Annotated in this window: 12 protein-coding genes; 4 read left to right on the top strand and 8 right to left on the bottom strand. The window is 53.9% G+C overall.

Annotated elements, in window-relative coordinates; translation table 11 throughout:
- Positions 1-56 precede the first annotated feature (56 nt).
- The 4 genes from ID864_RS13550 to nagB form a co-directional block, all read right to left on the bottom strand.
- The gene (locus ID864_RS13550; protein ID WP_062818349.1) at positions 57-809 is read right to left on the bottom strand and encodes an HAD-IIA family hydrolase; all 753 of its coding nucleotides are present in this window, start codon (positions 807-809) and stop codon (positions 57-59) included.
- Between the two features lie 21 nt (positions 810-830).
- On the bottom strand, positions 831-2,051 hold the full coding sequence (nagC, locus tag ID864_RS13545) for a DNA-binding transcriptional regulator NagC (protein ID WP_048916754.1): 1,221 nt from the start codon (positions 2,049-2,051) through the stop codon (positions 831-833).
- A 7-nt stretch (positions 2,052-2,058) separates the two neighbouring features.
- The gene (nagA, locus tag ID864_RS13540; RefSeq protein ID WP_048916753.1) at positions 2,059-3,207 is read right to left on the bottom strand and encodes an N-acetylglucosamine-6-phosphate deacetylase; all 1,149 of its coding nucleotides are present in this window, start codon (positions 3,205-3,207) and stop codon (positions 2,059-2,061) included.
- Positions 3,208-3,290: 83 nt separating this feature from the next.
- Positions 3,291-4,091 (bottom strand): glucosamine-6-phosphate deaminase, encoded by an 801-nt coding sequence (gene nagB / locus ID864_RS13535; protein ID WP_048916752.1) that lies wholly within the window; start codon positions 4,089-4,091, stop codon positions 3,291-3,293.
- A 337-nt stretch (positions 4,092-4,428) separates the two neighbouring features.
- On the opposite strand from nagB, the gene nagE reads away from it, so the two are divergent.
- The 4 genes from nagE to mtr all read left to right on the top strand — a co-directional run bounded on the left by nagE (position 4,429) and on the right by mtr (position 10,183).
- Positions 4,429-6,378, top strand: a complete 1,950-nt coding sequence (gene nagE, locus ID864_RS13530; protein WP_099753593.1) for a PTS N-acetyl glucosamine transporter subunit IIABC — start codon at positions 4,429-4,431, stop codon at positions 6,376-6,378.
- A gap of 281 nt (positions 6,379-6,659) precedes the next feature.
- Positions 6,660-8,327, top strand: a complete 1,668-nt coding sequence (gene glnS / locus ID864_RS13525; protein ID WP_048916751.1) for a glutamine--tRNA ligase — start codon at positions 6,660-6,662, stop codon at positions 8,325-8,327.
- Between the two features lie 102 nt (positions 8,328-8,429).
- On the top strand, positions 8,430-8,819 hold the full coding sequence (locus ID864_RS13520; RefSeq protein WP_099753580.1) for a hypothetical protein: 390 nt from the start codon (positions 8,430-8,432) through the stop codon (positions 8,817-8,819).
- 116 nt (positions 8,820-8,935) lie between these two features.
- Positions 8,936-10,183 carry a tryptophan permease gene (gene mtr / locus ID864_RS13515; protein WP_191149948.1) on the top strand — a complete coding sequence of 416 codons (1,248 nt, stop codon included), beginning with the start codon at positions 8,936-8,938 and terminating at the stop codon, positions 10,181-10,183.
- Positions 10,184-10,234: 51 nt separating this feature from the next.
- On the opposite strand, the gene fur is transcribed toward mtr, so the two are convergent.
- The 4 genes from fur to ybfF form a co-directional block, all read right to left on the bottom strand.
- Positions 10,235-10,678 carry a ferric iron uptake transcriptional regulator gene (fur, locus tag ID864_RS13510; protein WP_048916748.1) on the bottom strand — a complete coding sequence of 148 codons (444 nt, stop codon included), beginning with the start codon at positions 10,676-10,678 and terminating at the stop codon, positions 10,235-10,237.
- Between the two features lie 395 nt (positions 10,679-11,073).
- Positions 11,074-11,604 (bottom strand): flavodoxin FldA, encoded by a 531-nt coding sequence (gene fldA / locus ID864_RS13505; RefSeq protein ID WP_048916747.1) that lies wholly within the window; start codon positions 11,602-11,604, stop codon positions 11,074-11,076.
- Between the two features lie 138 nt (positions 11,605-11,742).
- Entirely contained in the window at positions 11,743-12,024 is a 282-nt protein-coding gene (gene ybfE, locus ID864_RS13500) for a LexA regulated protein (protein WP_048916746.1), read from the bottom strand.
- Positions 12,025-12,329: 305 nt separating this feature from the next.
- Positions 12,330-13,094 (bottom strand): esterase, encoded by a 765-nt coding sequence (gene ybfF, locus ID864_RS13495; RefSeq protein ID WP_191149947.1) that lies wholly within the window; start codon positions 13,092-13,094, stop codon positions 12,330-12,332.
- Between the last annotated feature and the right edge of the window lie 57 nt (positions 13,095-13,151).

The following is a 13,151-nucleotide window of genomic DNA, read 5'->3' as shown; positions in this document are numbered from 1 at the left end:
TGGATGAAAACTATCCAGTAGGGCAGGGAGAGCCCGGTAAACCGGGCAGGGGATAACTAAATAATGTCGATGTCGGCCACAGAGGGGTAAACCCAGGTCGGACGGAACGGCATAGCGTCGATATCGCTAAGCGTTGAGACGCCGGAAAGTACCAGAATCGTTTCCAGCCCTGCCTGAAAACCGGCGAGGATATCGGTACGCAGATTATCGCCAACGATCACCGTCTCTTCCGAGTGCGCCTGCATCTTATTCAGCGCGGCGCGCATAATCCACGGGCTGGGTTTACCAACGTAAAATGGCTGGCGACCGGAGATCTTTTCAATACCCGCGCACAGTGCGCCGCAGGCCGGGGAGAAGCCGTGGCCGTGGCTGTCCGGGTTGGTGGCAATAAAGCGCGCGCCGTTCGCCACGAAAAAGGCCGCTTTATGCATCATGTCCCAGTTAAACGACCGGGTTTCGCCAACGATAACAAAGTCAGGATTAATGTCGGTAATGGTGAATCCGGCTTTATACAGCTCGTGGATAAGTGCGCCTTCACCGACCACATAGGCTTTTTTACCTTCCTGGCGCTTAAGGAAATCAGCGGTGGCCATGGCTGAGGTGTAGAACACGCTGTCCGGCAGTTCGATTCCGGCAGAGGCAAAGCGGTTCGACAGATCCATCGCCGTTTGCGAAGGGTAGTTGGTCAGCACCACCAGCGGCATATTGTTGCCAATAATACGCTGGAGAAATTCACGCGCACCCGGCACGGCGGTATTGTCGTGCATCAGTACGCCGTCGATATCGCAGATGACGTTCTTTATAGTCATTCGTTCGGAATCCATTTTCTATTAACCTTCCAGCAGACGTTGCAGCAGGATGCCATTCAGCATGGCGCGTTTCGCCAGGGCAAAGGCGCCAATAGCCGAGCGGTGATCAATTTCGGAACGGACCACCGGCAGATTTTTTCGGAATGCTTTCAACGCCTGAGTATTAATGCAGCCTTCAATAGCGGGCAGCAGCACTTTATCGGCTTCGGTAATTTCACCCGCGATCACAATTTTCTGTGGATTAAACAGATTGATGGCAATCGCAATCGCCTTGCCGAGATGGCGGCCCACGTGCTCAATCACTTCAGCGGCCAGCGCATCGCCGCGGTTTGCGGCCCGGCAGATCGGCTGAATATGACAATCGTCGAGGGTCAGGCTGCTTGGATAGCCCTGAGTCAGCAGGTGGCGCACGCGGTTTTCAATCGCGCTGTTGGCCGCGATCGTCTCCAGACAGCCAAAATTTCCGCAGTGGCAGCGCTCGCCGAGTGGGTCAACCTGGATATGCCCAATCTCGCCCACGTTGCCGTTGCTGCCAAGAAAAATATGCCCGTTAGCGATAATACCGGCCCCGGTTCCGCGATGCACACGCACCAGAATGGAGTCTGCGCAGTCGCGCGATGCGCCAAAATAGTGCTCTGCCAGCGCCAGGCTGCGAATATCGTGACCGACAAAGCTGGTAACGTTGAAGCGCTTTTCCATATTGGCAACCAGCGGCCAGTGGCTGACGCTGATATGCGGCATATAGCGGATAATGCCATTTTTAGGGTCAACCAGGCCGGGCAGGATCACTGAAATGGCAATCAGCTCGCGAAGCTTACGCTGGTGCTGCTCACTGAAATCGGCAATGGCGTTGAACAGGGCATTTTCCAGGGTTTCCTGGGTGCGTTCCGGTAGCGGGTAGTGCTCTTCCGCCAGCGATTTTCCGCTAAGGTCGAACAGGGTGACGGTGGCGTCATTGCGCCCAAGGCGCACGCCAATAGTATTGAAGCCGCGTGTTTCCGTAATGATAGAAATCGCCCGGCGGCCCCCGGTGGAGGCCTGCTGGTCGACTTCACGGATCAACCCGCGCTCAATGAGCTGGCGGGTGATCTTGGTGACGCTGGCGGGCGCGAGCTGACTGTGCTCGGCTATCTGAATACGTGAGATAGGTCCTTGCTGATCGATCAGCCGGTAAACGGCTGCGCTATTAAGTTGTTTAACGAGATCAACATTTCCAATTTGAGCCTGGCCGCCGGTGGTCATTAAATCGCTACTCGCTTAAGACCTCGTTACCATTAACGATGGTCCGAATGATTTTGTAATCGCGGGTGAACACGGTCAGATTTGCCACTTTTCCGGCTTCAATTGAACCTAACTGGTTATCCACCCCCATTGCGCGGGCTGGGTAAAGTGTTGCCATTCTCAGCGTCTCATCGAGGGAGATGCCAACATGTTCAACGCTGTTCTCTACAGCTTCAATCATAGTTAGCGCAGAACCACTCAGAGTGCCGTTCTCATCAACACACAGCCCGTTGCGATAGTATATTGTTTTACCAGCAAAAATGAACCGATCAATACTGGCTCCGGCAGGGGCGGTGGCATCGGTCACCAGGATCAGCTTGTCGCCTTTGATCCGTTTAGCGTTACGAATGTTAGCGTAATGCACATGTAAACCGTCGGCGATCACGCCACACCATACATCTGGTGAATCAAACAGCGCACCAATCAGCCCCGGCTCGCGTCCGCTGGTGGCAGGCATGGCATTATACAGATGAGTAGCAAAGGTCACGCCTGCATCGATTCCGGCGGCAGCTTCCTCATAGGTCCCGTGCGAGTGTCCCGCAGAGATGACGATCCCGGCTGCGCGCAGCTGGCGGATTATTGCTGCATCCACTTTTTCCGGGGCAAGGGTGATTTTAGTAATCACGTCGGCATTCGCGCAGAGAAAATCGACCAGCTCTTGGTCTGGCGCACGGATCAGGGCAGGGTCATGGGTGCCTTTTTTTAGCGGGTTGAGCCATGGCCCTTCCAGGTGCAGGCCCAGTGCCTGGTTGGCATTCTGCGCCAGATAAGCGCGCATCACTTCAACTGCGCGCTTCATTAATTCGTCGGTGCTGGTAATCAGGGTAGGCAGGAAACTGGTGCAGCCTGATTTTTCGTTGGCTTTCTGCATGATTTGCAGCGTTTCTACACTGATCGCCGCAATGTCATCGTTAAACTGCACGCCGCCACAGCCGTTGAGCTGCAGGTCGATAAATCCAGGGGCAATAATCGCACCACCGACATCGCGAGTTTCGATGCCAGCGGGCAGATCTTCCAGCGGGCAGACTCGCTCGATCAGACCATCGGCAATGACAACAGCATGGTTATCGAGGATTTTGTGGCCGGTGAAAATGCGGCCCTGGGTCAACGCGTACATAATTTTTCTCCTGACTTTCCTGATAATTCCGGCTCTGCCCGGCGGTTATTGCGCTCAGGCAGAGCCGTTCAGTGATGCGGGCATCACAGGTCTTTAATATTTCCTGCTTCCATTTCGCGGAAATACTTCACGGTTTTGACTTTCAGTTCTGAGGTGGCGGGCTCATCACAGACCACGACTGCTTTGGCGTGCAGCTGCAGGCAGCTAATGGTCCACATGTGATTCACATTGCCTTCAACGGCGGCCTGCAGGGCCTGAGCTTTCACGTGGCCGGTCACCAGAATCATCACCTCTTCCGCGTCAAGCAGCGTACCCACGCCGACGGTCAGCGCATATTTTGGTACCTGATCAACATCACCGCCGAAGAAACGTGAGTTGGCGATACGGGTATCGTGAGTCAGCGTTTTAATGCGGGTGCGTGAAGCCAGTGATGACGCCGGCTCATTGAAAGCGATATGACCGTCGTTACCGACACCGCCCATAAACAGGTGGATTTTGCCATAAGAACGGATCTTCTCCTCATACTGGCGACATTCTGCGTCAATATCCGGGGCATTGCCATTGAGAAGATTGATGTTTTCACTTGGAATATCAACATGATCAAAAAAGTTACGGTACATAAAGCTGTGGTAACTTTCCGGGTGCTCTTTTGGCAGGCCTACGTATTCGTCCATGTTGAAAGTGACAACGTGTTTAAAGCTAACCTGGCCCGCTTTATGCATATCGATTAAATGCTTATAGGCTTCAAGCGGCGTACCGCCCGTCGGCAGACCTAATACAAAAGGACGGTCGGCAGTCGGGTTAAAAGCGTTGATGCGGTTAACAATGTGGCGTGCGGCCCACTTGCCGACCTGAGTTGGCGTTGCCAGAGGAATCAGTCTCATGTTGCACCTCATTTTATGCAGAGTTGGAATGGGTTAAAAACGGTGCTCTGTAATGGCTCAGGGTAAGCGTAACGTGATTACCGCAGGAGAACAGAGGGATTTATCCGTTATGATTTTTCGAATCATAAAATAAGTTTGTGCCGATCGCCAGCTGCATGCTAAGAATAATGCGTTTTTTGGTGATTTTAGTCACAGATACGGTGCTTTAATTTGCGAAGCGAATTAATTTTTTTTTACACTTCGCCTCGTGGTGTGTAGTGTCATACAAATTCCAAAAAACCGTGTAAAAAAATCAAAGCGGTTTTTGGTGCTATATCGGGTCTCATAGGGGGAAATGGTGAATATTCTAGGCTTCTTTCAAAGATTAGGGCGGTCGTTACAGCTGCCGATTGCCGTGCTGCCAGTTGCAGCACTGATGCTGCGCTTCGGCCAGCCCGACTTACTCAACATGCCGTTTATTGCCCAGGCGGGCGGTGCGATTTTTGACAATCTCGCGCTGATATTCGCTATCGGTGTGGCATCAACCTGGTCGAAAGATAACGCCGGTGCAGCTGCGCTGGCGGGTGCGGTGGGGTACTTTATCCTCACCAAAGCGATGGTCACCATTAACCCAACGGTCAATATGGGCGTGCTGGCGGGGATTATTACGGGTCTGGTTGCCGGTATGACTTACAACCGCTGGTCCGACATCAAACTGCCTGACTTCCTGAGCTTCTTTGGTGGTAAACGCTTTGTTCCGATTGCCACCGGCTTCTTCTGTCTGGTGCTGGCCGCCATATTTGGTTACGTCTGGCCACCGGTGCAGGCGGGCATTCACGCAGGCGGTGAGTGGATCGTCTCTGAAGGCGCGTTAGGCGCCGGTATCTTCGGTTTCGTTAACCGTCTGCTGATCCCAACCGGTCTTCATCAGGTGCTGAATACCATTGCCTGGTTCCAGATTGGTGAGTTTACCAATGCGGCCGGTGCGGTATTCCACGGTGACATTAACCGCTTCTATGCGGGCGATGGCACGGCGGGCATGTTTATGTCTGGCTTCTTCCCGATCATGATGTTTGGTCTGCCGGGTGCCGCGCTGGCGATGTATCTGGCCGCGCCGAAAGAGCGTCGTCCAATGGTCGGTGGCATGCTGCTGTCCGTTGCGGTTACCGCCTTCCTGACCGGTGTCACCGAGCCGCTGGAATTCCTGTTCATGTTCCTGGCGCCGATGCTGTATCTGATCCATGCCCTGCTGACCGGTATCAGCCTGTTCGTTGCCACCACTCTGGGCATCCACGCGGGCTTCTCGTTCTCTGCCGGCGCTATCGACTACGTATTGATGTACAAACTGCCTGCGGCCAGTCAGAACGTCTGGATGCTGCTGGTGATGGGCGTTATCGCCTTCCTGGTTTACTTCGTGCTGTTCAGTGCGGTTATCCGCATGCTGAACCTGAAAACGCCGGGTCGTGAAGATGCCAGTGACCTGGTGGTGACCGACGAAGCGAATAGCAATACCGAAGAGGGGCTGGCCCAGCTGTCGCGTAGCTACATTGGTGCAATTGGCGGCTCCGAAAACCTGAACGTGATTGATGCCTGTATTACCCGTCTGCGTCTGTCGGTGAAAGATGCTTCCCTGGTTAATGACGCTCAGTGTAAGCGCCTTGGTGCTTCCGGTGTGGTGAAACTGAACAAGCAGACGATTCAGGTGATCGTCGGTGCGAAAGCCGAATCGATTGCTGAAGAGATGAAAAAGCAGATTGCTAAAGGCCCGGTGGCTGCGGCTTCTGCTGCCAGCGCAGCACCTGTGGCACCGGTTGTGGCTCCACAAGCCGTGCCAAACGTGGCGAAAGGCATTATCGGCACGCTGGTTGCGCCGGTCAGCGGCAAAGTTGTCGCCATTGACCAGGTTCCGGATGAAGCCTTTGCCAGTAAAGCGGTAGGCGATGGCCTGGCGATTCTGCCTACCAGCAGCACCGTTGTATCCCCTGCTGCAGGCACCGTGGTGAAAATCTTCAATACCAACCATGCCTTCTGCCTGGAAACGGAAAAAGGGGTTGAAGTAGTGGTGCATATGGGGCTGGATACCGTGACGCTGGAAGGAAAAGGTTTCACCCGCCTGGTGGAAGAGGGCAGCCAGGTGGTCGCCGGTCAACCGGTGCTGGAAATGGACCTTGAGTTCCTCAATGCCAATGCCCGTTCGATGGTGAGCCCGGTCGTGGTCAGCAACATCGATGATTTCACTGGCATCACGCTGCTGGCGGGTGAAACGGTGGTTGCCGGTGAGACCCGGTTATACGAAATTAATGGCTAAGCCACCCGGCTGAGGCTTGATTAAAAGGGCGGGAAGCGATTCCCGCCCTTTTTTTATGAGATTCCCGCAACAAACGGTTGTTTCGCCTCCCCGCTTTGTGGATCATACTCCGTTATTTGACAGCTAATTTATACTCGTCATTCTTCAAGTTGCAGCTGTGTTAGCTGCGTGTGTTCACCCCAGTCACTTACTTTGTAAGCTCCCGGGGATTCTCACACTTGCCGCCTTGCCGCAACTCGAATTATCTAGAGTAAATGCCATGCATTATTGAGGAAATTGAGATGAGTGAGGCTGAAGCCCGCCCAACTAACTTTATTCGTCAGATCATCGACGAAGATCTGGCGAACGGTAAGCATGCCACCGTGCATACCCGCTTCCCGCCTGAGCCGAACGGTTACCTGCATATTGGTCATGCAAAATCTATCTGCCTGAACTTTGGCATCGCGCAGGATTATCACGGGCAGTGCAATCTGCGTTTTGATGACACCAACCCGGTGAAAGAAGACCTGGAGTTTGTTGAGTCAATTAAACGTGACGTGAAGTGGCTTGGCTTTGAGTGGAGCGGCGAAGTACGCTACTCATCTGACTATTTCGAACAGCTGCACAACTATGCGGTTGAGCTGATCGGTAAAGGTCTGGCTTACGTTGACGAACTGTCACCTGAGCAGATCCGCGAATACCGAGGTAGCCTGACGGCGCCGGGTAAAAACAGCCCTTACCGCGACCGTAGCGTGGAAGAGAACCTTGAGCTGTTTGCCAAAATGCGCGCCGGTGGTTTTGCTGAAGGCACCGCCTGCCTGCGTGCAAAAATCGATATGGCGTCCAACTTTATCGTGATGCGCGACCCGGTTATCTACCGCATTAAATTCGCCGAGCACCATCAGACCGGCAATAAGTGGTGCATCTACCCGATGTACGATTTCACCCACTGCATCTCCGATGCGCTGGAAGGGATCACCCACTCGCTGTGTACGCTGGAGTTCCAGGACAACCGTCGCCTGTATGACTGGGTGCTGGACAACATCACCATCCCGGTGCATCCGCGTCAGTATGAGTTCTCACGCCTGAATCTTGAATACGCCATCATGTCCAAGCGTAAGCTCAACCTGCTGGTCACTGAGAAAGTGGTTGAGGGCTGGGATGACCCGCGCATGCTGACCGTGTCTGGCCTGCGCCGCCGCGGTTACAGCGCGGAATCAATTCGTGAGTTCTGCCGCCGTATTGGCGTGACCAAACAGGATAACAACGTGGAAATGGCCGCGCTGGAATCCTGTATTCGCGACGATCTCAACGAAAACGCGCCGCGTGCGATGGCCGTTCTTGACCCGGTAAAAGTGGTGATCGAAAACCTGCCTGCGCATCATGAAGAGATGATCAGCATGCCGAATCACCCGAGTAAGCCGGAGATGGGTACGCGCGAAGTGCCGTTCAGCCGTGAGATCTGGATCGATCGTGCTGACTTCCGTGAAGAAGCGAATAAGCAGTACAAGCGTCTGGTGATGGGCAAAGAAGTGCGCCTGCGTAATGCCTACGTGATCAAAGCTGAGCGCGTAGCCAAAGATGAAGAGGGCAACATTACCTGCCTGTTCTGCACCTGCGACGTGGATACCCTGAGCAAAGATCCGGCCGATGGTCGTAAAGTGAAAGGCGTGATCCACTGGGTGTCCGCAGTTCACGGCCTGCCTGCGGAGTTCCGCCTGTATGACCGTCTGTTCAGCGTGCCAAACCCGGGCGCAGCAGAAGATTTCCTGACCACCGTTAACCCGGAATCCCTGGTGATTCGTCACGGTTACGTCGAAGCGGGCATGCAGCAGGCTGAAGCTTCTGCACCTTACCAGTTCGAGCGTGAAGGTTACTTCTGTGCCGACAGCGTCTATTCCAGCGCCAGCAATCTGGTGTTTAACCGCACCGTTGGCCTGCGCGATACCTGGGCGAAAATGGGCGAATAAGCCGTAATCAGCTATATAAGAGGGCGATGATTCGCCCTTTTTTTTCGTCCGCTGGATACCGCTATCAGCGACGTATCGACAATCTCACCTGAAGGATATTGCATGTCTGGATTAGCCGAACAAGCCAGTCGCAGCGTGATTGTGCTGCATGAACTGATCGCCGAAGTGTTTCACGGCGACGGCAGTAAAGTGCCCGAACTGCTCGCTCATTTTGCCCCCGAATTCACCATGGTCACTCCCGGTGGAAAAATGCTGGCGCTGGCAGACGTTGCCGCACTGTTTACCCGCCTGACTGGCGGACGTCAGGGCGTGGTGATTCGTATTGAGCAGTGCCAAATTATTTCGCAGTCAGATCAGGATGTGGTGATTCACTACCATGAGCTGCAGCAGCAGGGGGATGTGCATACTCATCGTATCTCGCTGGCGGTGATTGACTGCAGCGCAACCCCACCACGCTGGCGCTATTTGCAGGAAACGATGGTTGCCGACTAGTTACCGTACTAGTTCGCGAGTGTGATTTTGTGTAGACTATGCGGCATTAATGCCGTTTAGCCAGTGGAATATCCCGGCGCGTGCGTTTTGTTACCGTTTCTCGCTAAGGATTTGCCATGGCTCTGCCTGCTTCTGCTGCTCCGTTACCCTCCACGCTGTGGGGGACCTTAATCATCAGCGGCACCATTATCGGTGCCGGGATGTTCTCCCTGCCGGTGGTCATGTCGGGGGCGTGGTTCCTCTGGTCTTCACTGTTGCTGATCCTCACCTGGTTTTGCATGCTGCTTTCCGGGCTGCTCTATCTTGAGGCCAGCCTGCATTATCCGCCGGGCGCCAGCTTCGATACCGTTACGCGCGATCTGTTAGGGCGCGGCTGGAATCTGATTAACGGGCTGTCGGTGGTTTTTGTACTCGGTATTCTGACCTACGCCTATATCTCCGCCAGCGGGGCGATTATTCAGCATAGCCTGAGCCAGCTGAGTGTCGATCTCTCTGCCCGCACCGCCGGGCTGCTGTTTGCGCTGCTGGTAGCGCTGTTTATCTGGCTGGGCACGGCTGTGGTCAGCCGCATGACGCTGATATTTCTGGGCGCGAAGGTGATCACATTCCTGATGATTTTTGGCGGCTTGCTGTGGCACATCGAGCCGGTGAATCTGCTCGACAGCGCGGCGGAAGACGGCCACTACCTGCGTTATCTCTGGGCGGTAGTGCCGTTCTGCCTGGCCTCATTTGGCTACCACGGCAATATTGCCGGGCTGGTGAGTTACTACCGTAAAAACGCCGGGCGCGTCAGCCGCTGCCTGATCTACGGCACGCTGCTGGCGCTGGCAATTTACCTGGTGTGGATCATCGGCACCATGGGCAATATTCCACGCCATGACTTTAAAGCGATTGCCGCACAGGGGGGGAATATCGATGTGCTGGTTGCGGCGCTGTCCGGCGTACTGCACAGTCAGTACCTGAATCTGCTGCTGGATATCTTCTCCAACTTTGCCGTGGCCTGCTCATTCCTCGGCGTCAGCCTTGGCTTTTTTGACTACCTTGCCGACCTGTTTAAGCTGGATAACTCTGCCACAGGGCGCCTGAAGACCACCGTGCTGACCTTTATTTTCCCGCTTACCGCCGCGCTGATCTGGCCCAACGGCTTTCTGCTGGCGATAGGTTATGCCGGGTTGGCTGCTACCCTTTGGGCGGTGATCACGCCCGCGCTGCTCGCCTGGCAGTCGCGCCGCCGCTTTGCCACCGCGGCCTGGCGGGTGAGGGGCGGCGTTGCGCCCATCGTACTGGTGCTCTGCTTTGGCGTGCTGAATGCCCTGGTATCGCTGCTCTCATACGGTCACTGGCTGCCGGTATTCGGCGAATAGCAGGCATAAAAAAACCGCTGGCAGGCAGCGGTTTTTACACAATCATGGAGATTACTGGTCGTGCAGAGTCTCGTCTTCGCGGCAGTCGCCCAGAGCACAGTGACCGTAAAGATAGAGGCTGTGGTTGCTCAGTTTGATGCCGTGGCGCTTAGCGATTTCACGCTGGCGCTCCTCGATGTATTCATCACGAAACTCGATAACTTTACCGCAGTCCAGGCAGATCAGATGATCGTGATGGTGCTGCTGGGTCAGTTCGAAAACGGATTTGCCGCCTTCAAAGTTATGGCGGGTAACGATCCCCGCGTCGTCAAACTGGTTCAGCACGCGGTAAACCGTGGCCAGACCAATTTCTTCGCCCATATCAATCAGGCGTTTGTACAAGTCTTCCGCACTGACGTGATGGCCCTCTGGTTCCTGAAGCACTTCCAGAATTTTCAGTCGGGGAAGCGTGACTTTCAGGCCGGCCTTCTTTAATGCGGTGTTATTGTCAGTCATGCGGATATTGTCCTGTTACTTTGCTAGTCACTTAGTGGCTGAAAAGCCATGAACATCGGTCGACGCTAAAGCTGAATGCGTCTCAGTATAGAGCTGATAGTTCGAAATGAAAACTAAAAGGGATGCCTGAACCGCTGAGGGATGTAAGGATTAATGTCGTTACATCCTGGGAAGCGCGCGCCCGAATTATGCTGGGTTAACATTTCGTTCTCCCTCATCTCATCACACTCGGTAAACCAAGTGTCGTCAAACAGTGTGACGGGCGCTGAGTAAGCGGGTAACCGATGGGGTTATTGTACAGTTTTGCAGGTGAAAGTTACAAACATGTATCTATTACTTCTATAGGAAAAACCACTGACTTGATGTGAGATAACTCCCACATCAAGCCGCTGTGGTTAGGCTTCGATGATTTCTTTCAGCTGAAGTTCATCAAAAATCTGTTTTACCCACTTTTCAACGCGTTCGTTAGTGAGTTCTGGCTGGCGGTCTTCATCAATCGCCAGACCGAGGAAGTTGTTGTCATCTGCCAGGCCTTTAGAGGCTTCGAAGTGATAGCCTTCGGTCGGCCAGTGACCAACGATAATCGCCCCGTTCGGTTCAATGATGTCGCGAATGGTACCCATCGCATCACAGAAATATTCAGAGTAATCTTCCTGATCGCCGCAGCCAAACAGCGCGACCAGCTTACCGTTGAAGTCGATCTCTTCCAGCGTTGGGAAGAAGTCATCCCAGTCGCACTGGGCCTCACCGTAGTACCAGGTGGGAATGCCCAGCAGCAGAATATCAAAGGCTTCAAGGTCTTCTTTGCTGCTTTTGGCAATATCACGAACTTCTGCAACATCTTTACCCAGCAGTTTCTGGATCTGTTTTGCAATGTTTTCCGTATTGCCTGTATCGCTGCCGAAGAAAATGCCGACGAGTGCCATGAGTTTAATAACCTCTTGAATCTTAATGATATGGTGACTGCTGAATTTTTCGCAGATATCGCTAATGATAACAGACCGCCGGAAGCGGATAAACGTGTAATGCTGCTGGTTTTGTCGCTGAGTGCTTAAGCCAGGCGATCAGGATTGATGACGCTGCAGCTGTTCCAGCAGCATCTCTTCGATCAGTTCGCTGCGACTCATATTGCGCTCTTCTGCCAGCTGGTTCAGGGTATCAACCGCGTCGCTGTTCATTTTCAGCTCAACGCGCTTCAGGCCGCGCACTTTATCCCGCTTCAGCTGGTTGCGCTTGTTGATGCGTAGCTGCTCATCACGCGTTAGCGGATTCGTTTTAGGTCGTCCCGGGCGACGTTCATCTGCGAACAGATCGATCGTTGTGCGGTCCGTGTTCTCTTTTGCCATAGGGATAGTGATACTGAAAGGCTGAATTTCTGAAGACCAGGGTCGTTATGCCGCGTGAAGAATCAGCAGCGGCAAATTTTAGCGCGCCATCATACCCCAGCGAAAGTGATGACGACAATCATTTATACCCTTCATTCTTCAAGCCGCAGATGCGTTGGCTTCATCCATTATTCGGCCCATCCCTGGACCTCCCCCCTTCGGGACCCCTGTCACAGAGCGATCTATGCTGCCGGGGACTCATGGCCTTGCCGCCTTTCTGCAGCTCGAATTATTTTGGCTATATCAACCCGAGGAAATAATTGTTTTTACAGCGCAAAAAATCGACGGATTGCGCGTAACACGGCATCAGGTTTTTCCGCATGTACCCAGTGGCCGGCTCCGGCTATCACATGCGCACGCGCCTGAGGGAACTGAGCTAGCAGGGCATCACGGTACTCATCCGCCAGATAAGCCGAGCGTTCGCCGCGGATAAACAGTGCCGGATGCGGGCAGGGAGCCAGAGGCTGCCAGCCAATAATCTGGTCGTAACACTCCCACAGCACCGGCACGTTGAAGCGCCAGTCACCTTCATGGAATGATTTCAACAGAAACTGGATCACGCCTTCTTCATCTATATGCAGGCGCATCAGCGCGGCGGCTTCGCTGCGCGTTTTAATTCCGGCCTGCGACACCGCTTGCAAGGCGGCAAAAATGTCGTCGTGATGGCGAGTGCTATAAGCCACGGGGGCGATATCGATGACCACGATCTCACCTACACGCTCGGGGGCCAGCGCGGTCAGCGCCATCGCGATCTTGCCACCCATCGAGTGGCCAATAAGGCTGAAGCGTTCAACCTTGAGTTCATCGAGCGTATCGAGGATATCCTGCGCCATCAGCGCATAGCTCATCTCATCAGCCCGCGGCGAAAGCCCATGATTGCGCACATCAATTTGAATCAGACGACGGTCATCTTTTAACCCCCGCGCCAGCACGCCAAGGTTATCCAGGCTGCCAAACAGACCGTGGATTAGCACCAGCGGAAGATCGTTTGATGCGGATTGTTCAGATTGCAGGCGGAAGTTTAAATTCATAGAGAAAGTTCTTACAGTTGATGTGAAGGCTTAGGGTATCATGGATCCCACAATTTC

Origin of the sequence: Erwinia aphidicola (assembly GCF_014773485.1) — a bacterium.
Taxonomy (GTDB): domain Bacteria; phylum Pseudomonadota; class Gammaproteobacteria; order Enterobacterales; family Enterobacteriaceae; genus Erwinia; species Erwinia aphidicola.
The sequence above is the reverse complement of the archived record's forward strand: the minus strand, read 5'-3'. Positions and strand labels throughout refer to the sequence as shown.